The organism is Malaciobacter sp. (genome assembly GCF_055140965.1).
This window is the reverse complement of sequence record NZ_JBSRRO010000024.1, coordinates 1-26,184: the sequence shown is the minus strand read 5'-3', so window position 1 is coordinate 26,184 and position 26,184 is coordinate 1. Positions and strand designations below refer to the sequence as shown.

General features: G+C 26.1%; 28 protein-coding genes. 16 read left to right on the top strand and 12 right to left on the bottom strand.

The genetic code is table 11. The features are described 5' to 3' along the window. Window positions 1-2: 2 nt before the first annotated feature. The gene (tsaE, locus tag ACTCCZ_RS08300; protein ID WP_079579120.1) at window positions 3-422 is read left to right on the top strand and encodes a tRNA (adenosine(37)-N6)-threonylcarbamoyltransferase complex ATPase subunit type 1 TsaE; all 420 of its coding nucleotides are present in this window, start codon (window positions 3-5) and stop codon (window positions 420-422) included. Beyond that, the gene (lptB, locus tag ACTCCZ_RS08295; protein ID WP_079579122.1) at window positions 415-1,137 is read left to right on the top strand and encodes an LPS export ABC transporter ATP-binding protein; all 723 of its coding nucleotides are present in this window, start codon (window positions 415-417) and stop codon (window positions 1,135-1,137) included. The genes tsaE and lptB overlap by 8 nt, the downstream gene beginning before the upstream one ends. Here lptB and ACTCCZ_RS08290 read toward each other — a convergent pair. From ACTCCZ_RS08290 to ACTCCZ_RS08275, 4 genes are all read right to left on the bottom strand, one after another. Next, window positions 1,134-2,456, bottom strand: a complete 1,323-nt coding sequence (locus tag ACTCCZ_RS08290) for a GGDEF domain-containing response regulator (protein ID WP_079579124.1) — start codon at window positions 2,454-2,456, stop codon at window positions 1,134-1,136. The genes lptB and ACTCCZ_RS08290 overlap by 4 nt on opposite strands. Then, a complete protein-coding gene (locus ACTCCZ_RS08285; protein ID WP_079579126.1) occupies window positions 2,449-4,431 on the bottom strand; it encodes a bifunctional diguanylate cyclase/phosphodiesterase in 1,983 nt (660 codons plus the stop codon). The genes ACTCCZ_RS08290 and ACTCCZ_RS08285 overlap by 8 nt, the downstream gene beginning before the upstream one ends. Before the next feature lie 133 nt (window positions 4,432-4,564). After that, window positions 4,565-5,290: a 3-deoxy-manno-octulosonate cytidylyltransferase gene (gene kdsB, locus ACTCCZ_RS08280; protein WP_079579128.1), complete on the bottom strand. Its 726-nt coding sequence runs from the start codon at window positions 5,288-5,290 to the stop codon at window positions 4,565-4,567. Between the two features lie 10 nt (window positions 5,291-5,300). Then, window positions 5,301-6,770: a PAS domain-containing sensor histidine kinase gene (locus tag ACTCCZ_RS08275; protein WP_079579130.1), complete on the bottom strand. Its 1,470-nt coding sequence runs from the start codon at window positions 6,768-6,770 to the stop codon at window positions 5,301-5,303. Window positions 6,771-6,835: 65 nt separating this feature from the next. On the opposite strand from ACTCCZ_RS08275, the gene polA reads away from it, so the two are divergent. The 5 genes from polA to ACTCCZ_RS08250 all read left to right on the top strand — a co-directional run bounded on the left by polA (window position 6,836) and on the right by ACTCCZ_RS08250 (window position 12,072). Next, window positions 6,836-9,517: a DNA polymerase I gene (gene polA, locus ACTCCZ_RS08270; RefSeq protein WP_079579132.1), complete on the top strand. Its 2,682-nt coding sequence runs from the start codon at window positions 6,836-6,838 to the stop codon at window positions 9,515-9,517. Between the two features lie 104 nt (window positions 9,518-9,621). After that, window positions 9,622-10,323, top strand: coding sequence for a response regulator transcription factor (locus tag ACTCCZ_RS08265; protein WP_079579134.1), 702 nt, complete (start codon window positions 9,622-9,624; stop codon window positions 10,321-10,323). A 15-nt stretch (window positions 10,324-10,338) separates the two neighbouring features. Beyond that, a complete protein-coding gene (locus ACTCCZ_RS08260; protein ID WP_079579136.1) occupies window positions 10,339-10,530 on the top strand; it encodes a hypothetical protein in 192 nt (63 codons plus the stop codon). Beyond that, window positions 10,530-10,790, top strand: coding sequence for a DUF2116 family Zn-ribbon domain-containing protein (locus ACTCCZ_RS08255; RefSeq protein WP_079579138.1), 261 nt, complete (start codon window positions 10,530-10,532; stop codon window positions 10,788-10,790). The genes ACTCCZ_RS08260 and ACTCCZ_RS08255 overlap by 1 nt, the downstream gene beginning before the upstream one ends. Continuing rightward, entirely contained in the window at window positions 10,768-12,072 is a 1,305-nt protein-coding gene (locus ACTCCZ_RS08250) for a response regulator (RefSeq protein WP_079579140.1), read from the top strand. Before ACTCCZ_RS08255 ends, ACTCCZ_RS08250 begins: the two co-directional genes overlap by 23 nt. Here ACTCCZ_RS08250 and lgt read toward each other — a convergent pair. From lgt to argF, 4 genes are all read right to left on the bottom strand, one after another. Beyond that, window positions 12,062-12,880 (bottom strand): prolipoprotein diacylglyceryl transferase, encoded by an 819-nt coding sequence (gene lgt, locus ACTCCZ_RS08245; RefSeq protein ID WP_079579142.1) that lies wholly within the window; start codon window positions 12,878-12,880, stop codon window positions 12,062-12,064. The two genes, ACTCCZ_RS08250 and lgt, sit on opposite strands and share 11 nt — an antisense overlap. 3 nt (window positions 12,881-12,883) lie before the next feature. Continuing rightward, on the bottom strand, window positions 12,884-14,176 hold the full coding sequence (locus ACTCCZ_RS08240; protein ID WP_079579144.1) for a (Fe-S)-binding protein: 1,293 nt from the start codon (window positions 14,174-14,176) through the stop codon (window positions 12,884-12,886). 125 nt (window positions 14,177-14,301) lie between these two features. Next, window positions 14,302-15,669: an oxygen-independent coproporphyrinogen III oxidase gene (hemN, locus tag ACTCCZ_RS08235; RefSeq protein WP_079579146.1), complete on the bottom strand. Its 1,368-nt coding sequence runs from the start codon at window positions 15,667-15,669 to the stop codon at window positions 14,302-14,304. Between the two features lies 1 nt (window position 15,670). Then, window positions 15,671-16,597 carry an ornithine carbamoyltransferase gene (gene argF, locus ACTCCZ_RS08230; RefSeq protein WP_079579148.1) on the bottom strand — a complete coding sequence of 309 codons (927 nt, stop codon included), beginning with the start codon at window positions 16,595-16,597 and terminating at the stop codon, window positions 15,671-15,673. Between the two features lie 218 nt (window positions 16,598-16,815). On the opposite strand from argF, the gene ACTCCZ_RS08225 reads away from it, so the two are divergent. From ACTCCZ_RS08225 to ACTCCZ_RS08215, 3 genes are read left to right on the top strand one after another with little or no spacing between them, the layout of a single operon-like run. Next, window positions 16,816-18,939, top strand: a complete 2,124-nt coding sequence (locus tag ACTCCZ_RS08225; RefSeq protein WP_079579150.1) for a ribonucleoside triphosphate reductase — start codon at window positions 16,816-16,818, stop codon at window positions 18,937-18,939. Beyond that, window positions 18,909-19,070 carry an anaerobic ribonucleoside-triphosphate reductase gene (gene nrdD / locus ACTCCZ_RS08220; protein WP_119184371.1) on the top strand — a complete coding sequence of 54 codons (162 nt, stop codon included), beginning with the start codon at window positions 18,909-18,911 and terminating at the stop codon, window positions 19,068-19,070. The genes ACTCCZ_RS08225 and nrdD overlap by 31 nt, the downstream gene beginning before the upstream one ends. Further along, the gene (locus ACTCCZ_RS08215) at window positions 19,024-19,722 is read left to right on the top strand and encodes an anaerobic ribonucleoside-triphosphate reductase activating protein (RefSeq protein ID WP_079579152.1); all 699 of its coding nucleotides are present in this window, start codon (window positions 19,024-19,026) and stop codon (window positions 19,720-19,722) included. Before nrdD ends, ACTCCZ_RS08215 begins: the two co-directional genes overlap by 47 nt. Here ACTCCZ_RS08215 and ACTCCZ_RS08210 read toward each other — a convergent pair. Beyond that, window positions 19,699-20,385 (bottom strand): response regulator transcription factor, encoded by a 687-nt coding sequence (locus ACTCCZ_RS08210; protein WP_079579154.1) that lies wholly within the window; start codon window positions 20,383-20,385, stop codon window positions 19,699-19,701. The two genes, ACTCCZ_RS08215 and ACTCCZ_RS08210, sit on opposite strands and share 24 nt — an antisense overlap. Window positions 20,386-20,586: 201 nt before the next feature. Between ACTCCZ_RS08210 and gshB the strand changes: the two genes are divergently transcribed. Continuing rightward, window positions 20,587-21,618 carry a glutathione synthase gene (gene gshB, locus ACTCCZ_RS08205; protein WP_079579156.1) on the top strand — a complete coding sequence of 344 codons (1,032 nt, stop codon included), beginning with the start codon at window positions 20,587-20,589 and terminating at the stop codon, window positions 21,616-21,618. A gap of 6 nt (window positions 21,619-21,624) precedes the next feature. Continuing rightward, a complete protein-coding gene (locus ACTCCZ_RS08200; RefSeq protein ID WP_079579158.1) occupies window positions 21,625-21,837 on the top strand; it encodes a hypothetical protein in 213 nt (70 codons plus the stop codon). A gap of 11 nt (window positions 21,838-21,848) precedes the next feature. Here ACTCCZ_RS08200 and ACTCCZ_RS08195 read toward each other — a convergent pair whose 3' ends face one another. From ACTCCZ_RS08195 to hemB, 3 genes are all read right to left on the bottom strand, one after another. Further along, window positions 21,849-22,028, bottom strand: coding sequence for a hypothetical protein (locus ACTCCZ_RS08195; protein WP_079579160.1), 180 nt, complete (start codon window positions 22,026-22,028; stop codon window positions 21,849-21,851). Between the two features lie 74 nt (window positions 22,029-22,102). Further along, a complete protein-coding gene (locus ACTCCZ_RS08190; protein WP_079579162.1) occupies window positions 22,103-23,317 on the bottom strand; it encodes a PAS domain-containing sensor histidine kinase in 1,215 nt (404 codons plus the stop codon). Window position 23,318: 1 nt separating this feature from the next. Continuing rightward, window positions 23,319-24,293 carry a porphobilinogen synthase gene (gene hemB, locus ACTCCZ_RS08185; RefSeq protein ID WP_079579164.1) on the bottom strand — a complete coding sequence of 325 codons (975 nt, stop codon included), beginning with the start codon at window positions 24,291-24,293 and terminating at the stop codon, window positions 23,319-23,321. Window positions 24,294-24,412: 119 nt separating this feature from the next. Between hemB and ribA the strand changes: the two genes are divergently transcribed. The 4 genes from ribA to ACTCCZ_RS08165 form a co-directional block, all read left to right on the top strand. Further along, the gene (ribA, locus tag ACTCCZ_RS08180) at window positions 24,413-24,988 is read left to right on the top strand and encodes a GTP cyclohydrolase II (protein WP_079579166.1); all 576 of its coding nucleotides are present in this window, start codon (window positions 24,413-24,415) and stop codon (window positions 24,986-24,988) included. A gap of 1 nt (window position 24,989) precedes the next feature. Further along, a complete protein-coding gene (gene rsmG / locus ACTCCZ_RS08175) occupies window positions 24,990-25,595 on the top strand; it encodes a 16S rRNA (guanine(527)-N(7))-methyltransferase RsmG (protein ID WP_079579168.1) in 606 nt (201 codons plus the stop codon). Further along, complete coding sequence (locus ACTCCZ_RS08170) at window positions 25,595-25,813, top strand: PP0621 family protein (RefSeq protein ID WP_079579170.1); 219 nt, start codon at window positions 25,595-25,597, stop codon at window positions 25,811-25,813. The genes rsmG and ACTCCZ_RS08170 overlap by 1 nt, the downstream gene beginning before the upstream one ends. Window positions 25,814-25,827: 14 nt before the next feature. Beyond that, window positions 25,828-26,184: hypothetical protein (locus ACTCCZ_RS08165; RefSeq protein ID WP_463187251.1), on the top strand; the 357-nt coding region annotated here is incomplete at its 3' end.

The window sequence follows — 26,184 nt, the reverse complement described above, 5'->3', positions numbered from 1 at the left end:
ACTTGCAAGAAAAACTAGATTTAAATTTAGAACAATTAGAAAAAATAGTAGAACTAGTAGATAAATATATTAAACAAAAGGGTGATTGTGTTATTTTACTACAAGGCGATTTAGCAAGTGGAAAAACAACATTAGTAAAAAATTATGTAAAAAGTAAATCAATTGAGGATTTAGTTACTTCACCCACTTTTTCTATTCAAACTATTTATTCAAATAATATTTATCATTATGATGTATATAATAAAGGTTTAGAAGAGTTTATATCTTTGGGACTTTTAGAGGAGTTTGAAAAAGAAGGAGTTCATTTTGTAGAGTGGGGTGATGAAAGACTTGAAGAGTTACTTCATTCATATGGTTTTAACGTAATTACCATAAAAATAGAGAAAAAAGAGAATAAAAGGCAATATATAATAAATGCATAAACTAGAAATAAAAGATATAACAAAAAAAATAAAAAAAACACAAATATTACATGGTATTTCATTAGAGATAAAAAGTGGTGAAATAGTAGGTTTATTAGGACCAAATGGTGCAGGAAAAACTACAACCTTTTATACTGTATGTGGTCTTGTGAAACCAACAAGTGGAGAGGTTTTTTTCGATGGTATGAATATTACAAATCTTCCTTTACATGAAAGAGCTTTAAAAGGAATAGGATATTTACCTCAAGAATCTTCTATTTTTAAAGATTTAAGTGTTGAAGATAATCTTTTTTTAGCAGCTGAAGTTGTAACAAATGATAAAAATGAACAACATAAAAGAGTTGAAGAATTACTTGAAGTTTTTAATATTGAACCAATTAGAAAAAGAAAAGGTATCTCTTTATCAGGAGGTGAGAGAAGAAGAACAGAAATTGCAAGAGCACTTGTTTCTAAACCTAAATTTTTACTTCTTGATGAACCTTTTGCAGGAGTTGATCCTATTGCTGTTAAAGATATTCAAGAGATTATTCATCAACTTACATTAATAGGAATTGGAGTTTTAATAACTGATCACAATGTAAGAGAGACATTACAGATTTGTCACAGAGCATATGTAATGAAAAGTGGTAGTTTATTAGCTTCTGGTAAAAGTGAAGATATTAAAAGTGATGGAAGTGTTAGACAACACTACTTAGGAGAAGATTTTAACTTCTAAGTAGTGTAAGAAGAAACCATGTTTCTTCCATCTCTTTTTGCTTTATATAGTGCAATATCTGCTTTTTTTATAAACTCTTCTTCAATATCACCCTCATCAAGTGTTGTTACTCCAAAACTAGCTGTTATTTGTTTTGGTAATTTTTTTGATTTAAACTCTTGTATTGCGTTTCTTATTTTTTCAGCTACTTTCATAGCTCCATCAATATTTGTTTCAGGAAGTAAAACTAAAAACTCTTCTCCTCCCCATCTTACAACAGTATCATGCTCTCTTACACTTCTTGTTACAACTTCAGCTATAAACTTTAAAACTTCATCTCCCATATTATGACCAAATTCATCATTGAACTTTTTAAAATGATCTATATCAAAAAGAATTAAAGATAAGTCATTTTGATATCTTTTATCTCTTCTTATCTCTTTTCCAAAAATCTCATGAAATTTTTGTCTATTAAAAAGTCCTGTTAATAAATCATGACTTGCTTGATACTCTAAAAGATTTGATTTCTCTTTTAATTCTGTTATATCAGTTAAAGAAATTACAAAGTGTTGTCCTTGCTCATAATCATCAATATTAACAGTAAATACTCTATCAACCCCATCTTTATTAGTTATTTTTACAACTCTATCAACTTCACTTAAATTTTGTAAATACTCAATCCAATTTTTATCACTGTCTTTTAAGATTTCAGGACTAAAAAAGCCTCTTTCATTTTTAAATAGTTTTGATACACATGATACATTATTTAAAAACTCTTCTAATGAATCAGTTCCAAAAAATTCTAAAAATTTTTTATTTACATTTGTAATTATATTTGAACTACTAACAAATACTATATTATCCTGAGCATCCAAAATTGATTTTACTTTTTGTATTCCCTCTTCAACTTTTTCTTCTAAAGATAAGTTTACTTCTTCTAATTGCTTTCTTAAAAAAATCGGCTCAACAGCTTTTATCATACTTTCAATTAGTTGATATAAATCTATAGGCTTCATAGCATAAGCACTAACACCTACATCAATGGCTTTTTTCAAAAAGTTTGGATCATTGTGTGCACTTGTAATAACAATTGGTATTGCAGGATTTATCTCTTTTATATAAGCACACATTTCTAATCCGCCCATTTTAGGCATATTAATATCTGTAACAATTAAATCAACATCTAAATGTTCTTTGAACTTTTCTAATCCTTCTTTCCCATCTGCTGCAATTATTATCTCTTTTACTATTGCTTTAATTGTTTTTCCCGTAAACTCTCGTACATCATTTTCATCTTCAACATATAAAACTTTTATATTTTTCAATACTTCTTTATTCATCCCTAGCCTTAGTTGAGTTATTTATTTCTGGATTTTCTTTTGGAGGAGAAAAATAGTAACCTTGTGAATAATCTGCTCCTAAATCTTTAACTGTATTAAATATATCTTCATTTTCAACATACTCTGCAATAGTTTTTAATCCTAAGTTTTTTGCAAACTCTATTATAGTTTTTGTTATCTTATAAGAGTTTTTATCAATTACTACATTTTTGATAATAGAAGCATCAATTTTCAAATAATCAACATTCATTTTTAAAATATGCTCAAAGTTTGAATATCCAGAACCAAAATCATCAATAGCAACTTTGCATCCTAAACTTTTAATTTCATCTATAAATTCTATTAATATATTGTAATTTTTCACACTTTCATCTTCTAAAATCTCAAAAACCACTTTGTTTTTTACATTATATTTTTTCATTTTTTTTCTTACAAAACTTAAAAAATCTGGATCTTCAATATCTTCATAAGATATATTAATTGAAAATTCATAATCTAATTTATCAAATTTTTTAAAAGCTTTTTCAATAACTATCTTTGTAATTTTTGTATATTGATTAGATTTTTTTGAAACTTCTAAAAAGAAAAAAGGAGATATTACTTTATCCTCATCAATCATTCTTACAAGACACTCATATTTGTCTATTTTTAAAGTCTTGTTATTTATTAGTGGTTGATAATATACAATAATTTGGTCTTTATTTAAAGCATTTTTTAGCTTCTTTGTCCATTTCATATTGTTTTCATACTCTTGCAAATTATCTAATTTATCATAAAAGACCAAATAGTCTTTATTGTCTTTTTTTGCTGCTTGAAGTGCTAAATCTGCTGTAATTAGCTTGTTGTTTTTTGTAGAAAATGATATACCAGCTTTAACACGAGTATCAATTTCATAATGTTCATAAGTAAATACTTCTTTGTAGATTTTAGTAATAATAGTTTTAATTACAGTTAAGAAATCATTTTTTTCTACTTCTTCTGCTATTACACAATAAGTATCAGAGGGGAATTTATAAAGCTTAATACCATTATGATTTTTTATTATATTTTCCATAATATTAGCAACTTGAATTAAAACCCAATCACCAACTTTATTTCCAAAAAAATCATTTATCTCTTTAAAAGAGTTTATATCAATAATTGCTAAAGAGTTAATATTGATTTTTTCATGTTGTAGTTGATCAATTAGCTTTGCTCTATTTGGTTTTTTTGTAAGATTATCTGTATATAAAAGGTTGATTAGTTCTTGCTTATACTCAATTTCATGAGTAATATCATCTAAAAAAATAAGATGATTTTTATTCTGTTTTAAGTAGTTAGATTGAATTTTATATATATGTTTTTTATCTTCTATTTTTATTAATACTTTTAAATCATCTTCGTTTTTTAAATACTTTAACCAATCAATATTCTTTTCACCAAATAGATACCCTTCTTCTTTTTCAAATATGTCAGATACTTGTTTATATTTTTTGTTTAATTCACTAAGTTTTCTTAGCTTTAAAACTTTTAAGAAGTTTTTATTAGCAAAAAGAAATTTTTCACCATCTGTTAAAAATATTGGTGTTGCAATATTGTTTAGTATTGCAGAAGAGACCTCTTTTTGTTTTAAAAGCTCTTTCTCTTTTTCTCTAATTTTTACATAATGATCTATTTTAAATATTAGTTTATTGAAAAATAGTGGTTTATAAATAAAATCAAAAACATCAATACTATAAGCTAAATCAAGATTTTGAGTATTATCTATGATAAATATAACATCTATATCACTACTTAAACACTCTTTTGCAATTTTTATAGAATTTTTTATATTTATATCAATAATTAATAAATTTAATTCAAATTTTTTAGATAAAATCTCTTCTTCACTGGAAGTAAAATGCAAATTTATATTTGAGAGTTCATTTATAGTTTTTTCTTTAAGTTGTATATTTTGTATTATTTCACTATCTGCAATTAGAACATCAAAGTGCATTAAGTACCTTAGCTTTAAATTATTATTATATTATTATATAAAAATACTCTTTAAAGTTATATTATCTATAGTTTTTGTAAGTTTATCTATTTATATAAAATAAATTTAAATGAAAAAATAAGTCCATTTAGACTTATTTTTTAAAAATTCTAAGAGCATTTTCTAAATCCTCTTGAGTATCTATTCCAAACGATTTAGAGTCTACTTCAACCATAGCAATTGAGTATCCATTATCAATAGCTCTTAATTGTTCTAATTTCTCTATTTTTTCTAATTTTGAGGGTTTCAATGAGCAAAAATCATTTAGACTTTTTTTTGTAAAACCATAAATTCCAAGATGACCATTGTAACTAGAGTTTTCATAATGATCTCTATGATATGGAACTTTTGCTCTTGAAAAATATATAGCCTTACTATTTTCATCAAGTATAACTTTTACATGATTAGGATCATCAGCTAAGTCTGATGTTATTTTTTTATAACAACTAACAATCATTGTATTTTCATTATTCTTTTTTACTTCTTTTACTCTATTTATTACTGCTTTTACAACTTCTGGTTCTATAAAAGGTTCATCTGCTTGTACATTAATAATAATCTCATCATCTGGTAAATCAAGCTTATTTACAGCTTCATTTATTCTATCTGTTCCACTTTGATGAGTATTTGATGTAAGTACAGCTTCATATCCATGTATTTTTGCTAAATCTAAAACTTCCAATGAGTCTGTTGCAATTACAACTTTATCTAATGCACTAACTTGCATTGCAGTTTTTATTACCATTGGTAAACCTAATATATCCACTAATATTTTATTTTCAAATCTACTTGAATTTAATCTTGCTGGAATAACTATCATTTATCTTCCTTTAAATTGGTAGTGCTATTTTAAAAGTAGCACCACTATTATGGTTTGTTACACTAATTTCACCCATTAAATGCATCTCAGTGATTATTTTACATGTATATAATCCTAAGCCCACCCCATGTTTTGAATTTTTTGTTGAGAAATAAGGTTCGAAAATTTTATCAATTATATCTTCATCAATTCCACCTGCATTATCACTTATTTCAAAAAATATTGTATTATTTAAGCAGTAACAAGTAAGTTTAATTACACCATTTTTAATTTTTTTTCTAAATATTGCTTCTTTGGCATTTACTAATATATTTACTAATATTGTTGTAAGTTCACTTTTATAGCTATTAAAAGCAGGAATATCAGTTACATCTTTTATAAAATCTATATCTTTTGATTCTGGATCTTTTTTGAAAATCTCTACAGCTTTTAAAATAACATCTTTTGCTATAACTTTCTCTTTTTCACTTTTTAACTTGACAAAACTTTGAAACTCTTCAATAGTATTAGATAATTTTTGTGCATCATCTTTTATCTCTTTTAAGCTTTGTGCAAATGCTTCTTTATTTGAATCAAGTCCCATTGTTAAATCTAGTTCAAGTTTTTGAGCTCTAATTGATATTATATTTAAAGGTTGTCTCCATTCATGAGAAAGCATTTGTAAAGTCTCTGTCATTATTGCTAGTTTTGATTGTTGAACTAAAAGATTATCTTTTTGGACTACTTCTTGTTGTAAAGATTTTGTTTCTACATTAAGATTAATCTCATTTGTAATATCAAACATAAGTGAAGTATAACCTGTAATATCACCATATTTGTTATATGTGGGTTTTACTTTTGTATCAATCCAAAAGATTATTCCATTTTTTCTTTTAGCTTTAATTTTTCCATTCCACTCTTTTGCATTTTTGATATGACTTAAAATCTCACTAAAAACTTTATCATCTTCATCAGCTGATTTTATAATAGTATGATGTTTATTTATTAGTTCATTCTCTTCATAGCCACTAAGGGTACGAAAAGCTTGACTAGTTTGAGTTATAAGTCCATCTATATTTACATGAGTTGAAGCAACATAACTATCTAAAATTTGATCATCTGAAATCTCTTTTGTAATATCTTTTGTATTAATTACAAAAAGTTTTTTATTTAACATAGTTGATAGTGTTATTCTTAGATAAACTTTTTGATTATCTTTTCTAATACAAACAATATTTATATCTGATTCATATCTATTTTTCAAATTTTTTTTCATTAATTCAATAAATGATTTTTTATAATCTTCTTGTATAAATGATATAAAATTTTTGTTTTTTAATTCTTCTTTTGAAAAACCCAAAATAGGAACGAATGCATTATTATAGTATATAAACTTCCCAGTAAAATCAATAATTCCTATTCCATCCCAAGAATTATTTATAATCTCTTTTAGTTCATCATTACTTCTTTTAAGCTTAGTAAGATTGTACTCTTCTGACATATAAAACCTTATTTTTAGTATTGATATTATATTATAAAAACTTTAAAAATTTATAAGTAGGTAATATGAAGAAAACAATAACAGTTATAGATACATTTGGATTTTTATTTAGAAGTTATTATGCACTTCCTCCTTTAAAATCAAAAGAGGGGTTTCCAACTGGCTTATTAACAGGTTTTATGAATTTTATTTCAAATATTGGAAAAGATTTTCAAACAGATTATTTAGTATTTGCATTAGATTCTAAAGGTGATACTTTTAGAAATGAAATTTATAGTCAATACAAAGCACATAGACCAGATGTGCCAGAAGATCTTTTAAGACAACTACCTGTTGCAATTGATTGGATAGAAAAAATGGGCTTTCAAACAGCTTCAAGGGTTGGTTTTGAAGCGGATGATATTATAGCTTCAATAGCACATGATGCAAAAACTAAAGATTTAGAAGTAAGAATAGTAAGTCATGATAAAGATTTATATCAACTAATTGATGATGATACAATTTATTTATTCGATCCAATAAAAAAAGTAATAATTAATGAAGATAAATGTACACAAAAATATGGAGTAACACCTAAGCAATTCACTGATTATCAAGCACTTTTAGGTGATAGTGCGGATAATGTACCAGGAGTTAAAGGTGTGGGAGCGAAAACTGCACAAGCATTAATTAGTCAGTTTAATACAATAGAAAATATTTATGAAAATTTAGAAAGTATTGAAAAACCAAGATGGAAAAATCTTTTAGAAGCAAGTAAAGAGATGGCATTTATTTCAAAAGAGTTAGTTACTTTAAAAGTAGATTGCCATGTGCTTGATGAAATAGATAAATTTACTCTTCCAAAAGAAAACCCAATTTTAAAAATCGCAGATACTTTACTTGAGTATGATTTAAATAGAATTATAGAAAGAGTTAATAAAGATGGATTAAATTACAAAACAAAACTGCCTAAAAAAGAAGAAGCATTTTTATTTGACTCTATTTTACTTGATACTAAAGAGAAATTATTTGATATTTTAAATTCAATTGATAAAAATAAAATTGTTGCTTTTGATACTGAAACAACAAGTTTAGATACAAAAGATGCAAAAATAGTAGGCTTCTCTTTTAGTTTTGAAGAAAACAAAGGATATTATGTTCCAATAGGGCATTTTTATCTAGGCGTTCCTGATCAAATAGGTTTAGATGATGCAAAAAAGGCATTAGAAAAATTAAATGAATTTAAACTTGTAGCACAAAATTTCAAATATGATTATGAAATAATAAAAACAAACTTTGATTTAGAAATGAATTTGTATGCTGATACGATGATAATGTCTTGGCTTTTAAATCCAAGTTCAAAACTAGGACTTGATGCTAAAGCAAAAGAGTATTTTGATCATACAATGTTAGCTTTTAAAGAGCTAGTTAAAAAAGGAGAAAATTTCTCTAGTGTTGAAGTTGAAAAGGCTTGTTTATATGCAAGTGAAGATGCGGTTATTACTTTAAAATTATTTTATAAATTAAAAGAAGAATTCAAAGCTTCAAACTTAGAGTATTTATTTGAATTAGGACAGAGTTTAGAGTTTGAATTTACTAAAGTTTTAGCACATATGCAAGAAAATGGTATAAAAATTGATATTAATATACTTGAAGATTTAAAAGAAAAGAGTTTAAAACATTTAGCACAGCTAACTGCAAAGATTTATGAGCTAGCAGGTAGTGAATTTAATATAAACTCTCCAAAACAGTTAGGTGAAGTACTTTTTGATAAATTAGGTTTAACTGCTTCAAAAAAGACTAAAAGTGGATATAGTACTAATGAAATGGTTTTACAAAAACTTCATGATGAACATAAAATAATTCCTTTACTTTTAGATTATAGAGAATCTCATAAGTTACAATCAACATATATTGAGCCACTATTAAAACTTGCAAAACAAAGGGATAATAATAGAGTTTATACTTCGTTTTTACAAACTGGAACTGCAACAGGAAGATTAAGTAGTAAAAATCCTAATTTACAAAATATTCCAGTAAAAAGTGAAGCAGGAGCACTAATAAGAAGTGCATTTATACCAAAAGAAGGTTATTCTCTTGTAGGAATAGATTACTCACAAATTGAGTTGAGACTACTAGCTCACTTTAGTGAAGATGAGGCTTTACTAGAAGCTTTTAATAGTAATTTAGACATTCATAAACAAACAGCAATAAAGATTTTTGGAGAAGAAGAAGCAAGTTCAAAAAGATCAATAGCAAAATCTATAAACTTTGGACTTATTTATGGAATGGGTAGTAGAAAACTTGCTGATACATTGGGAATAAAAACAGCAGAAGCAAAAAGTTATATAGAGTCTTATTTTCAAGCTTTTAAAAGTGTAAAGGATTATTTAAAATCAATTGAAGATACAATCTTAGAAACTGAATATATAGAAACACTACTTAAAAGAAGAAGAGTATTTGATTTTAATAGTGCAAATGGAATGCAAAAAGCTGCATTTTTAAGAGAGGGTGTTAATACGAAGTTTCAAGGAAGTGCTGCTGATTTGATTAAACTTTCTATGCTAAAAATTTGGCAAAAATATAAAAACAATGAAGATATAAAAATGCTTCTACAAATTCATGATGAATTAATTTTTGAAATAAAAAATGAGAAAATAGAAGAGATTTTAGAAGATTTGGTAAATATTATGGAAAATATTGTTGAGTTAAAAGTTCCATTAAAAGTGTCAAAAAATATTGGCAAAAGTTGGCAAGAGCTAAAATAATAAAGAAAAATGTAAATTTTATTTATTTATAAATAATTTTTCTTTGACAAATGTAATAAAATTTGCTATTATTTTAAATAAAAATTAATATCAAAGAGTTAAAGATGTTAAAAACTGAAAAAAATATAAGAAAATTATACAATGCAAAACTACTTATTATAAGTAACGATGACAATGTTAAAGTAACTATTGAAAATGAATTTGATGATTACTTTAAAGAGTTAAAACTAGTTAATGGTTCATTAGAAGCACTTGAACTAGCTGTTTCAAACAGTTATGATTTAGTAATAATTGATACAAATGTAAAAGATTATACATTTGATGAAATTTGTACTGAAATATCAAATAAAGCTTCGAATTTACCAAAAATCATAATTTCTGATGAAGAGAATAATAATGATATTCTTACTGCAATAAATTGTAGTGCTTATACTTTTATATCAAAGCCTTTAAGAGCAAAAGATGTAAAACTTGCAATTATTATGTGTCTAAATCAAACTAAAAGAGGTGATAAAATAGAGTTTCAAAATGGAATCTATTTTGATGAGTATAGAGATCAATTTTTTAAACCAGGTGGAGTTTTAATAGATTTCACTAGATTAGAAAAATCATTCTTAAAATTACTAATTGAAAAAAGAGGTGAGATTACTGATTATGATACTATAAAAGATGTAGTATGGAAAGGTAAAAATATGTCTATTTATACTATGAGAAATATAGTAAATAAAATTAGACAAAAAACTTACTATGAAATAATCAGAAACCATTCTAATAAAGGTTATGTTTTAGAGGAGAATCAAAAGTAATTTTGAGTAAAATATATGGAAGAAAAAATACTTTCAAAAGAAGAACTGATCAAACTTTTCCAGGATGAAAAAATAATTGACACTGGAAAAGGATGGTTAATGGACAACAAAGAAGTTGAAATAATTGCTCTTCATGATGTAGATCCAAAATTCCTTCAAGATGTAACAAATGCAAAACTTTATAAATTAATTATTAAAGGAAATTGATGTCACACTGTCCATTTTGTAAGAAAAAAATTGCTATGAGTAAAGCTTTTTGCTCTAGAAGTTGTAAAGAGAATTATTTTCAGCTTATTTCTATACAAGTGCCAAAACCCTTTTTAAAGAGAATTTTTGTTTTTTGTAATCATGATGAAAGAGAAAAAGAGATTGAAAAGTTTGCTAATAGACATGGTTGGAGACTAGACCTTCTTAAAAATAAAATTGATGAATTAGCAATAAACTATGGCTATAGAAAAGAAAATTGAAGACTCTTTGGAGTTGGAGCTATTAAAAGAAAGTACTCTTTTATTTATAGAAGATGATAAAGAAATACTCAATGAAGTTTCACTGTTTTTCAAATCATATTTTAAAGAGGTTTTAACATCTTCAAGTAAACAAGAAGCACTAGAACTTTATAAAAAAGAAAAAAGAAAAATTGATATTATTTTAACTGATTTGGATCTTCCTAATCAAGATGGATTAGAATTATTAACTGAAATTAGAACTGATTCATCTGATACTCCTATTGTATTAAGTACAAAAAACTCTAATACAGAAGTTTTAGAAAAAGTTATATGTTTAAAAATATCAAATTATATATTAAAACCCATAAAAAATATAACCACTATTAAAATCTTAAATCAAATAATTGAAGAAAACTACAATAAAAAACTCATATTAGTTCAAAAAAGAGAATTAGAATTATATAAAGATATTTTAGATAAGGAAAATTTAGTTAGTGAAACTGATCCTGATGGAGTAATTACTTATGCAAATGATATCTTTTGTGAAGTGTCTGGTTATACAAAAGAGGAACTTTTAGGACAACCACATAATATAGTAAGACATCCTGATAACTCTTCAAAAATCTTCAAAAATCTTTGGGATACTATAAAAGCAGGAAAAGTTTGGAAAAGTAAAATAAAAAATAAAGCTAAAGATGGTAGTTCATATTATGTAAAAGCTACTATTTTTCCTATTTTAGATGAAGCTGGTAATATAAAAAAATATGTTTCAAGTAGATTTTTAGTAACACAAGATGAAGAAGAGAAACAGACTTTAAAAAGATATATTTTGCAACAAAAAAGTCAAAAAGTTAAATTTGAGCAAGAGTTGGAAAGTAGATATAATGATATGCTAAAAGAGGCTTTAGAAGCAAAAGAGATGAGTATTACATCATTTGTTAGTGAACTACAAAGGGAGATTAAAACTCTTCGTTCTAGAATAAATGATGATAAGGGTAGAATTTTAAATTTAGAACATAAAGTTTCTGATGCGAATAAAAAAGCTGAAAAAGATCATGATGATTTCTTACAAAAATTATCAAAAATGCGAGATACTACAAGAGTTAGTTATGAAAGATATGAAAGATTTAAAAAACTAAATGAAAGTTTAAAAGAGAAGTTAGCTAAAGCTCAAGAATCAATAAAAGTATATCAAGAGTATATTGAAGAGTATAGACATAAAATCGATGATTTAAATGATGTTATTAAGTCTTATGAAGATGATAAGAAGAAAGAAGAAGAAAAAAAAGCTTCTAAGAAATAAGCTTATTTTTCTTTTTTAAAAAATATATAATCATACAAAGTAGGGCAAAAAAACCAGACTGAAGCATACCCATTGTTAGCCAGTTACTATATAAAAAACCTAATTGTATATCTGGTTGTCTAAATATTTCTGCAATTATTCTTGCAAGTGAGTATAAAACTCCATAAAGCAAGGCTAATTGTCCATCAAATGATTTATATTTTCTAATACTTACTAATATTATAAAAATTACAATACCTTCTAAAACTGCTTCATAAAGTTGTGATGGGTGTCTTAATACCCCATCAACATATATTGCCCAAGGTACATCAGTAGTTCTTCCTACTAATTCTTGATTAAAGAAGTTTCCTATTCGTCCAAAGACATATCCTGCTGAAACTCCAAGCACTGCAATATCAGCTAAGAAGAAAAAAGATACTTTGTTTTTTTTACAAAAAAGATATGAAGCTAAAATAAAACCAATAACTGCACCATGATAACTCATTCCTGAAATACCTGTGAATTCACCATTTATAAATGGATTAAATATTTGCCAAGGGTGAGTTAAATAGTATGTAGTATTTGGATCATAAAAAATTATATATCCTAATCTAGCCCCTAATATTACACCTATTTCAGCCCACCAAATATATGAATCAAATATATCTTGATTTATGGGTATTTTATCATGATTTATAAACCATTTTGCAACTACTATAGCACTTAATAAAGCTAATGCATACATTATTCCATACCAATGTACAGAAATATCACCTATGCTAAATGCTATTGGATCAAAATTTGAATAGATATTTTGCCATTGTTCCATAAATTAATCTAATGCCTCTGCTATTAATTCAATTGGGTTTTTAAATTCAACTTCATCAACTTTTCCTAAATGTAGAGCATTTGTAAGTTGCATTCTACATGCAGAACACTCTGCACTTACTATTTGAGCTTGTGTCTCTTTTATCATTGCAGCTTTTGGAAGACCAGCAGCTTTTGCAAACTCATACTTTTCTGTTTGCATAGTCACACCACCAAAACCACAGCATCTATTTGAATCACTCATCTCTTTAATTTGATAATTTTTAGAAAGTAAGTTTCTAGGCTCTTTCCATACTCCTTGCATCTTTTTAGCATGGCAAGGATCATGGTAAGTAACAAGCTTATCAAACTGTTTATTTGAGTTTTGAAGTAATTCATTTAATTTTGTATTGTTTTCAAGCCATTTTGTTGCCATATATACTTTTTTTGCAATTTTCTTTGCTCTTTCTTTCCATTGGGGTTGATCATGTAAATAGTGCTCCCAATCTTGATTTATCATTGCACTACATGTAGCTTCTGGAATAACTATTGCATCAACTTCATCAATCCATGTTTCAAAATATTCAATATTTTTCTTTACAAGATAATCTACTGTATCAAAATCACCTGTAAAATAAGCAGGTGCTCCACAGCAAAGCTGTTTTTTAGGTATGAAAATATCTAAATCAAGTTTTTTTAATATCTTAACTAATGAATCCCCTGTATTTGTATATGTATAATTACTCATACAACCAATAAAAATAGCAACTCTATTCTTTTTACCCTCTTCAATTTTTTTATTTTTTGCATAGATGTTTTCTGGGTATTTTTTCAAAAAACTTTTACTATCTGCAAAAGGTAAGGCTCTATCTTTTTTTACAATAGGTAAAGAGAATCTAGGAAGTGCTGACTGTTTTTTTTCATCAAGTTTTAATGCACATGTTTGAAACATCCATCCAAGTTTAGAAAGAAAGTCCATAGTTTTTCTATGTCTTAAAAGAAAGAAGAATAGTTTTTTATACCATGTTATACCATATTTTTTTGCAATATCGCTTCTTACTTGTTCTATTATCATATCTGTTGGAAGATCATTTGGACAAACCTCAACACAGTTAGTACACAAAAAACAGCTTTCAAATATATCTTTTGCATTTCTATCTAGTTCCAACTCATCTCTTTTGTAAGCACCTAATAAATCAATAAACCCCCTAGGACTAGTAGTTTCATCTTGGTTGATATTAAAAATTGTACATACAGGTTTACATTTACCACACTTTACGCAATCATCACTTATTGTTGTATAATCAAATTTATCCACTTTTTATAAACCTTTTATTTTAAAAAATTATTATTATATAAAAGAGATTAATATACTAAAAAAAATGTTAATATTTGATGAATTAAGGATTAAGTATAGCTTTGAAATTTAGATTTCTAAGACTATTAAATAGTCTTAGAGAATCTTCTTTTATTTTCAGGTATTTTTTTAAGATATGCATCAAACGGCATACAAATATTTCTAATAAGCATTGTTCCTGTAGGAGATACTTGAATCTTTTCGTCATTTATAGATAAAAGTTCTGCTTGAATAAACTCATCAAGTTGAGGAAGATCATTTTTAAAATACTCTTTAAAATCAATATTAAAGTTTTTTTCAACTCTTGGAATATTTAATGAAAAATTACTCATAAGTTCCATAATTACAAACTGTCTAATCTCATCATCTTTACTTAACTTATATCCTTTAAATGTAGGTAAAATACCTTCATCTAAGGCCTGTTCATATGATTTTAAATCTTTGTAATTTTGTGCATAATAATCAACACCATTACCAATAGATGTAAGACCAATTCCTATTAAATCAGCTCCACCTTTAGTTGTATAACCTTGGAAATTTCTATGTAATTCACCTTTTTGTATTGCTTTAAATAGTTCATCTTCTGGTTTTGCAAAGTGATCCATTCCTACCATTTTGTATCCATTATTTGTAAAAAAGTCAATTGTATCTTTTAAAATAACTAACTTTTCACTTGCAGGTGCAAATGTTGATTCATCAAATTTTCTCATAGTTTTCATAAGCCAAGGTACATGAGCATAATTAAATACTGCTAATCTATCAGGATTTAACTTTATTACTTGTTCTATTGTATTATGAAATGATTTAGCAGTTTGATGAGGAAGTCCATAAATTAAATCAATATTTATTGATTTAATTCCTGCATCTCTTGCTATTTTCATTACTTCTTGTGTAGTTTCATATGGTTGAACTCTATGTATTGTTTTTTGTACTTGTGGATCTATATCTTGAACCCCAAAGCTTAATCTATTAAATCCACCATCTTTTAATATATCCATATGCTCTTTTGTAAAAAACCTTGGATCAACTTCACATGAAATTTCTGCATTATCACTAAAGTTTGTAAATGTTTGTTTAAGCATAGAGATAACTTCTCTTAATTGTTCTGGAGAGAAAAATGTAGGAGTTCCACCTCCAAAATGCATTTGTGTTACAACTCTTGAAGTATTTAAATGTTTTTTTAATATTTCAAGTTCTTTTTTAAGATATTCAATATATCTTACTTTTTTATCCTCTTTAGATGTAAAAATTACATTACATCCACAAAAATAACAGGCACTTCTACAAAAAGGAAGATGTATATATAAAGATAAGTTTCTATTATCATCTTGGTTCTTGTAAAACTTTGTTAAATCTTGGTGAGTAAACTCTTCACTAAACTCTGGTGCCGTTGGATATGAAGTATATCTTGGCCCAGGTCTTGAATACTTTTCAAATTTTTTAAAATCTATCATATTATTTGTCTCTTTGTTTGTCTAGCCAAACCATTACACCTTTTTGTGCATGTAGTCTGTTTTCTGCTTCTTGGAAAATTAGACTTTGTGGACCTTCAATTACCTCTTGACTTACTTCATAACCTCTATAAGCTGGTAAACAGTGAAGGAATATTGCTTTTTTATGGGCTAAATTCATCATAGTATCATCCACAATATATCCATCAAAATCTTTAACTCTTTTCTCTTTTTCGTCCTCTTGTCCCATTGATACCCAAGTATCAGTAGTAACAACAGTTGAACCTTTTACTGCTTCTTTTGGATCATTTGAAATAACTATTTTTGCACCAGAGTTTTTAGCTTCATTTAAAGCATTTTCTAAAATTTCATTATCTACTTCATAACCCTTTGGTGTTGCAATTCTTAATTCAAAGCCTAATTTTGCAGCCATATTTAACCATGAATGAGCCATATTATTACCATCACCAATATACGCAACAATCAAATCTTTATCTAAACCTGCTTCTTGAATAGTCATATAATCAGCCATTAATTGAACAGGATGAAATTCATTTGTTAGTCCATTGATTACAGGAACTTTAGAGTATTTTGCAAACTCTTCTAATTTGCTTTGCTCAAATGTTCTAATCATAACCATATCTACCATTCTTGAAATAACTCTACTAGTATCACTCATAGGTTCACCTCTACCTAATTGAATATCATTTGATGATAAAAATAGACCAATTCCACCTAATTGATAAATACCCGTTTCAAAACTAACCCTTGTTCTTGTACTACTTTTTTCAAAAATCATTCCAAGAGTTTGTTTTGGCATATAATCTTTAAAAACTCTATTTTTTGTTTCTAATTTTATTTTTTTAGCAAGATCTAGAATTTCTAGAATTTCTTCTTTTGTATAATCTGTTAATGTTAAAAAATGTCTCATACTATTTACCTTTTTTATTGTAAAGCAAATATTATATATAAGTTGTCTTTATTTGTTTCTTAATTAAATTTAAACATTAAAATCTTTTAGCAAAAAGCTTCTGTTAAAGTACTATAAAAACGCTACAGAGCCCTTAAAATAACATTTTAGTGACTTTTGATGTTATTGCTATTTAAGAGATACTGTCTTAAAATTCCACATACTCAAAAGGAATAGAAATGATAAAAGAAGTACTAAAAAGAGATGGAACAACCAAGGAGTTTCAAAGTTTTAAAATTGAAGATGTAATAAAAAAAGCTTTTAAAAGCGTAAATACAAAATATGATAAAACAATTTTCTTTAATGTATTGGAACTTTTAGAACAAAAAAGAGTAATTGCAGTTGAAGATATACAAGATTTTATTGAAAAAGAACTATATAAAGCAAGATATTTTGAAGTAATGAAGTCTTTCATGCTTTATAGACATATGCATAAAATGCAAAGAGAGCATGTATTAGGATTAGATAAAGATACAACTTATATTAATTGTACACAAACAATTCAAGAGTATATTAATAAAACTGATTGGAGAATTAATGCCAACTCAAACACTGGGTATTCTCATGCTGGTTTGATTAATAATAGTGCAGGAAAAGTGATTGCAAATTATTGGCTAGATAAAGTTTATTCAAAAGAAGAGGGCTATGCTCATAGAAATGCTGATTATCATATACATGATTTAGATTGTTTAAGTGGGTATTGTGCTGGTTGGAGTTTAAGAGTATTATTAGATGAAGGGTTTAATGGTGTAAGAGGAAGAGTTGAAAGTAGTGCTCCTAATCATTTTAGAGAAGCATTAGGTCAAATGGCAAACTTTTTAGGAATATTACAAAGTGAATGGGCTGGAGCTCAAGCTTTCTCTTCTTTTGATACTTATTTAGCTCCATATGTTTTTAAAGATAAGTTATCTTATTTGGAAGTAAAGAAAAATATTAGAAGTTTTATTTATAATCTTAATGTTCCAGCACGATGGGGACAAAGTCCTTTTACAAATGTTACTATTGATTGGACTGTACCTGAGGATTTAAAAGATCAAATACCAACAAAAAGACAAGAACATCTATTTAAAAATTTTCAAGATGAAGAGTTATTAGAAGTTATTAAAGAAAAAGGGTATTCAAGTTTTGAAAATTTAACTTATAAAGATTTCCAAAAACAGATGAATATGATAAATAAAGCATTTTATGAAGTGATGACAGAAGGTGATAAAACAGGTCAACCTTTTACTTTTCCAATTCCTACAGTAAATATTACAGAAGATTTTGATTGGTATGGTGAGAATACAGATATATTATTTGAAAATAGTGCAAAAATTGGTTCTTCATATTTTCAAAATTTTATCGGAAGTCAATATATAAAAGATGAGAATGGAAACCTAATTCCAAATGAAAAAGCTTATAAACCAGGTCATGTAAGAAGCATGTGTTGTAGATTACAACTTGATTTAAGAGAACTTCTTAAAAGAGGTGGTGGTCTTTTTGGTAGTGCAGAAATGACTGGAAGTATTGGGGTTGTTACAATTAATATGGCAAGACTTGGTTATATTTTCAAAAATGATAAAACTGCGTTATTTGAAAGACTTGATGAGTTAATGCAACTTGCAAAATCAACTTTAGAGAAAAAAAGAGAGTTTATTCAAACACTTTATGATAGAGGATTATTCCCTTATACAAAAAGGTATTTGCATCATTTTAATAATCATTTTTCAACTATAGGTATTAATGGTATAAATGAAATGATTAAAAACTTTTTTGATTTAAAAGAAGATATTTCAACTAATGTTGGAATAGAGTTTGCCCATGAGATACTAGATCATATGAGAGAAAGAATGGTTGAGTTTCAAGAAGAGACTGGAAATTTATATAATCTTGAAGCAACACCAGCAGAAGGTACTACATATAGATTTGCAAAAGAAGATAAAAAAAGATTTAAAGATATTGTACAAGCTGGATTTGATAAAAATATCTATTATACAAACTCATCTCAGCTTCCAGCAGACTTTACAGATGATATTTATGAAGCACTAGATTTACAAGATGATTTACAAGGTAAGTATACAGGTGGTACTGTACTTCACTTATATATGAGAGAAAGAGTAAGTTCAACAGAGGCTTGTAGGAAACTAATTAAAAGTGTAATCTCAAATTATACTTTACCATATATTACAGTTACTCCACTTTTCTCTGTTTGTCCTACTCATGGATATATAAGTGGAGAGTACGAATATTGTCCAAAATGTGATGAAGAAATTTTAAAAAAGGAGTTAGAAGAATGGAAAGTTACAAAATACCAAAACACTTAGAAGGTGAAAGAACGAAATGTGTAGTTTATACTAGAGTTATGGGATATCATAGACCAGTAGAGAGTTTTAATATAGGAAAAAAAGGTGAACATAAACAAAGAGTTAAATTTATCGAAAAAAATAATATATGATATTACACGATTTACGACTTTAGATTATAAAGACAATTTATCTTGTATTGTATGGTTTATATCATGCAATATGAGATGTCAATATTGTTATAATAGTAATATTGTTTTATCAAAAGATGGAAATTATGAAATTAAAGATTTATTTACTTTTTTAGAAAAAAGAATAGGGCTTTTAGATGCTGTTGTATTAAGTGGTGGTGAAGCTACAATGCATAATTTAGAACCTATTTGCAAAAAAATCAAAGCAATGGGATTTAAAATAAAGCTTGATACAAATGGATTGAATACAAAGTTAATTAAAACTTTAATTGATAAAAATTATATTGATTATATAGCTTTAGATTTTAAAGCAACAAAAGAGAAATTTCAAGATATTACTAAAACAAATCAATATAATAAATTTCTTGATACATTAGAGTTTTTAATTGAAAAAAACTTTGATTTTGAAGTAAGAACAACTTTACATGAAGAGTTGTTAGATGAAAATGATATAAATAAAATAGTTGATACTTTAATAAGCAAAGGCTACAAAAATAGCCTTTATATACAAAATTTTTTAAATGTAGAAAATTTTGCAAATCTTAAAGAATCTAAAAAAGTTTTAAATAAAGATTTATTAAGTAAAAACTTAAATATTATCTGGAGAAATTAAATACCCTTGTCCTGAAATATTTTTGATTAAAGTTTTAGAGGTTTTTGCTCTAATTCTTTTTATAAAAGTTCTTAATCTCTCATCAGTAGCTTCTTCTTTTTCCCATAAAGTTTTTTTTATTTTTTCAACTGAAACACTATTTGGATGATTTTTTATTAGTAAATATAAAAAATCTTTTTCTCTTTTAGTTAAATTTATGATTTTATCATTTTTATCAAATAAATTATTTTTATTTCTATCAAAATACAAATCTTCAGATAGTTTAAAAACTCTTTTTTTATCAAGTTTTATAGCTAATGATACAAGATACTCTAATACTTCATCTGGATCAAATGGTTTTATAAAATATTTTGTAATTCCAATATCAATTGCATTTAGAAGTTTCTCTTTTTCTGAAAATGCACTTAATACAATTACTGGAATTGACTCATCAATTTGTTTGATTTTTTCAGTCATAGCTAATCCATCAAGTTTGGGCATCATAATATCTGTAATAATTATATCAGGTTTAATAGTTTTCATTTTTTCTAAACCTTCTTGCCCATTTTTTGCTAAAGTGAAGCTAAAAAAATAATCTCCAATGGCATCTTTTAATAGCTTTGCAATGTTTGATTCATCCTCTACTAGTAAAACTTTGAACTCTTTTAGTACATTCTTTGGCACAGATATCTCCTAGGTTAATTAGTAATTAAATTAAAATTATAGAATTTTTTTTTAAAAGTGAGGTAAAAGTAAAATAATAAGTATAAATTATATGAAAAAATTGCCATATAATAGAAGCTTAAATCAATTAAGCAAACTTTTATATAATAGTTATAGAAAAAAGAATATAATATAGTATTAATTTTACATAAAGAGGATATTATGCACGTAGGTTTTATTATTGAGCATTGGGATAATATTGAACCTTTAAAAAGTTCTACGTTACTAATCATAAAAGAGTGCCTCAAAAGAGGTCATAAGGTTTCAGTACTTTATACAAATAATTTAACAGTAAGAAATAATATAGTTCATGGTTTTATACAAACAATTAAAGATATACCAAAAATTCCAGAAAATATTGTATCATTTTATAAAAAAGTTGAGTTTGAGAAAAGATTAACAGCTTTGCATGCTTTTGATTGTATTATGCTAAGAAAAGATCCACCTATTAATCCATTGGTTCTGAATTTTTTAGATGCAATTAAAGATGAAACAGTAATAATAAATGATGTTGATGGTATAAGAAAAGCAAATAATAAGTTATATACAACAACTTTTCATGATCCAAATAATACTTTTTTACCAGTAACTCATGTTTCTGGAAGTAAAAAATATATAAATAAGATTATTGAAGAGTCTCCTGATGAAAAATTTATTCTAAAACCATTAGATGGTTCAGGTGGTAAAGGTGTAATTGTATTAGAAAAAAATGCAAAGTCAAATATTAACTCATTATTAGACTTTTATATAGATAAATCAGGTGAAAAATATGTTATTTTACAAGAGTATATAAAAGGAGCAGAAAATGGTGATGTTCGAGTTTTAATGTTAAATGGAAAGTTTATTGGAGCATATAATAGAAAACCAGCAGACGGAGAAATAAGAGCTAACATTCAAGCAGGAGGAAGTGCACATAAATATGAGTTAACAGATAGTCAAAAAAAGGTTTGTAGAAAAGTTGGAACAAGCTTATTAGCAGATGGACTATTTTTTGTAGGCTTAGATATGATTGGGGATAAGATATTAGAAGTAAATGTTTTAAATCCTGGAGGAATAACAAATATTAATAAACTAAATAAATTAAAACTACATCAAAATGTAGTTGACTTTTTAGAAGAAAAAGTTGATGAAAAAATTGAAAAAAGGGCAGAATTAGAGTATTTACTTAAAAGACTTAATGAATTAAGAGAGTAATTTATTATGAACGCACAAGACACTCAAAGATCTATTGAAATAGCTTCTGGTGTTGCAGAAGTTATAAAATCAATAAGAAACGAAAGAAATTATGAAAAAGCAGCACAAATATTAGTAGAAAAAAATATTTCAATTTCTGAACTAGTTAGGAGAACATTAAGACTTTCAATTATAGATTTAGCAAAATTAAGCGATATTGTAATAACTCTTAAAAAGTAAGATTAAAAATCTTACTTTTTAATACAAATAGTTCTTAATTCATATTTTCCTGTTCTATAATTTAATACTTTCTCTTTTTTATATCCATAACCTTTTTTTATGCAATCGTCTTTTTTAAATTTTGATATATCTTGACTACAACCTACAAAAATAAATAAACTCATTAAAAATAACAAAACTGTAGTTTTCATTACAGCCTCCTTTGTATAGTCTAATTTTACTATTATAAGGTAGCATAAAGGTGTCAAATAAAAAATAAATAATTTTAAAGTGGAATATTAATTGTAAATAGGAGTCCTTTGTTACTATTTTTTGCAAACATTGTTCCATTTAAACTTTTTTCAATGATTAGTTTAGACATAAAAAGACCAAGTCCTGTTCCATTGCTTTGATGTTTTGTTGTAAAGTAAGGCTCAAATATCTTATCTAAAGTATTTTCATCAACTCCCCTTGCATTGTCACTAAAAGTAACTTGTGCAAACTCTTGTGACTCAATAGTGACTTGCTTTATAGTTATGATTATCTCTTTATTTTCAATATTTTTCTTGTTAAACTCATGTGCAGAGTTTTGTAAAAAATTAATAATAACTTGTGAAAATTCATTTGATACTCCAAAAACTTCTAAATCAATATACTCTTTTTTTATATTGATATTTTCCTTTTGAATAAGTTTTCTTGTTATATTTAAACTCTCATCAATTGAATTTTTTAAATTAAATTTTTGTTTTTCTTTATTTGGATTGAAAAAGTTTGAAAAATCATCTATAGTTTGAGACATATTTGCAATAATCTCTTTGCTATCTTTATAATATTTTTCAAGTTCATCAAACTCTTGATTAGAAGCAGATTTTTTTACATTAAAAAGTGCAAGGTTTAGCTCTGTTAAAGGTTGTCTCCATTGATGTGCAATATTTGCTAACATTTGTCCTAAGCTTGCCATTCTTGATTGCCAAAAAAGGATTTTTTGTTTTTGCTTGTTTTTCTCAATTTCGCTTTTTACTCTTTGTTCTAAAGTCTGATTTAACTCTTTTAGCTGTTTTGTTTGTTCTTGAACTCTCATTTCCAAAGTTTTATTTAAAAGTTTTAACTCTTTATCTTTTTTTTCTAAGTTTTTCTTTAATTCAACTTCTTGTGTTACATCATAACGAATTGCAATAAACTCTTTGATATTTCCATCTTTGTCAAGAATAGGTGTAATTGTAGTATTTAAGTAAACACTTCTTCCTTCTTTTGTTAAGTTTTTAACTGTAGATTTATAAGTTTTTTTATTAAATTTTATTGTTTCCCAAAGATTTTTAAAGTGTTCACTAGGAATATCAGGGTGTCTTACAATATTGTGATTTTTCCCTAATAATTCCTTTTTTGAATATCCAAATATATTACAAAACTCATCATTCACAAAAGTAATTATTCCATCAATATCTGTTTTTGATACAATATTACTATTTTCTATTGCCTCTTGATAAGTGTTTTTAGACATATTAATTCTTATTTAAAAATTCACAAGCCTCTTTTGCATGATATGTAATTATCATATTAGCGCCTGCTCTTTTAAAGCCTATTAATGTTTCAATCATAACTTTTTCATAATCAACTAAACCAGCATTTCCTGCATGTTTAAGCATTGCATACTCTCCACTTACATTATATGCACAAAGCGGTAAATTTGAGCTATTTCTTATATCTCTTATTACATCCATAAAAGCAAGTGCTGGCTTAACCATTAAAATATCTGCGCCTTGTTTTTCATCTTCAAGTGATTCTTCAATAGCTTCTAATCTATTTGCAGAGTTCATTTGATATGTTCTTCTATCTCCAAAAGAAGGAGTTGATTCAGCTACATCTCTAAAAGGTCCATAATATGCACTTGCAAATTTAGTAGAATAAGCCATAATTGGAAGGTTTTCAAATCCATTTGAGTCTAATGTTGTTCTTAAAACTTCAATAATACCATCCATCATACCACTTGGCGCAATCATATTTGCACCTGCTTTTGCATGAACTAAAGCTTGTTGTGCAGAAAGTTCTAATGTTTTATCATTATCAACTGTTTTTGTTTTTGGATCTAGTATTCCACAATGCCCATGATCAGTGTATTCACAAAAGCATAAATCAGTAGCAATAAACATATCTGGAACTTTTTGTTTAATGGCTTTGATTGTTCTTGCAATAATGCTTTCTTCACAAAGGCATTCACTTCCTACTGAGTCTTTAACATCAGGAATACCAAATAACATAATTGATTTTAATCCAATAGAATAGATATACTCACACTCTTTAATTATTTCATCAATACTCATTTGAAATACACCTGGCATTGATTCAACTTCTTTTTTTATATTAGAACCCTCTTTTACAAAAAGGGGATACATAAAGTCATTTTTAGAAAGAGTTGTTTCTTGTAGCATATTTCTTAAATTTTCATTTATTCTTGTTCTTCTAAATCTTTTAAACATTTTGTACCTTTAATTTTACCAAAATAAAAAGAATTTAAATTATTTTTTATAAAAGGTTCTTTTTAATTTGGTATTTGTTATAATTTTGGTTATTTTATCACTATAAGGTTTAAAGGCGAATGAATATACAACAATCAAATACTGCTAACCTACCTACAAAATATGGAAAATTTAGAATAAAAGCTTATAAAGATAATAATCAAGAGCATTTAGCAATTATGTCATTGGATTTTGAACAAATAGAAGCTCCATATGTAAGAATTCATTCAGAATGTCTTACAGGAGATACATTGGGAAGTTTAAAATGTGACTGTCAAAATCAACTTGAATTGGCACTAAAATTCATATCAAAAGAGGGTGGTTTGATAATTTATCACCGGCAAGAAGGACGAAATATAGGCTTGTTAAATAAAGTTAATGCCTATGCTTTGCAAGATCAAGGAAGAAATACAATTGAAGCAAATTTAGAACTTGGATTTAAAGAAGATGAAAGAGATTATAAAGTTATAAAATATATTTTTGATGATTTAAAAATAAGTAAATTAAAACTAATTACAAATAATCCAAAAAAAATCGATTATGTAAAATCTTTAAATATTGAATTAATAGAAAGAATTCCTTCAATTACAAAAGTAAATAAATATAATGAATACTATTTAAATACAAAAAAAGATAAGATGGGGCACCTTTTATAAGATGAATAATTTAAAAAATAGTTTAAAAAGTAATAATTTAGAATTTGATGATAAGTTTTATGAAAGATGCGATGAATTTATTAAACTTCTTCAAAAATGGGGTAAAGTTCATAATCTTAGTGGAAGTTTACATGAAAATGATATAATTGAAAATATAATTGATTCTGTCTATCCTTTATCTTTTATAAATGATTTTAAAAGTTTTGCTGATATTGGAACAGGGGCAGGGTATCCTGGACTTTTACTTGCAATTTCAAAACCAAATATAAAGTGCTACTTAATAGAACCAAGGATAAAAAGAGTTGCTTTTTTAAACTTTGTTAAAAATAGTCTAGGTTTACAAAATGTGGAAGTTATTTGTAAAAGAGTAGAAGAAGTAAAAGATATTAAAGTTGATTTAATAACATCTAGAGCAGTAACTAATACTAGTTTATTACTAGATTTAACAAAAAATATCTCTAAAGATAATTGTAGTTTTCTTTTTTATAAAGGTAGTATGCTAGAAGATGAGATGAAAAAAGCAAAATTAGATAATTGTAAAATAGTAAATAGAAAAGAGAGAAATTATCTATATTTGCAAAAACAATCAACACATGAAGGTAAATAATGATATTTAAAATATTAGCAGTTTTAGTAGTTTTATTTTTAGTTTATATAATTTTTTTTAAAAAAGATAGAGAGGGTGTTATAAAAACTAATAAGAAAAAAGAGAACATTGAAGATGTTATGGTTGAATGCCCAAGTTGTGGAACTTATGTTTCTAAAAAAGAGGGTATTTTAAGTAATGGCAAATATTTTTGCTCAAAAGAGTGCTTAAATAGCTAGTTAAGGGAAATATAATGATATTAATAGGTGACAAAAATATTCCATATGAAACATTAATAAAAGTTTCTACAATCGAAGAACTAGTAAAAACTAAAGCAAATACAATGATAGTTTTTGAATATACACAAAATTTAGTTGATTATTGTTTTAAAAATGATTTATCATATGCTGTTATTATAAAAGATTTAAAAGAAGCTATTTATGCAAACGCTTTGGAAGCAAAATATATAATCTGTGATAAACAATTAGCTAAAAATATTCAAAACACAGCAGATAATTATATGTTTGATTCAAAAGTTTTAGCAATTATTGAATCAAATGAAGAGTTTGAAGATATAACAAAAGAACAAATTGATGGAGTAATTTATAAT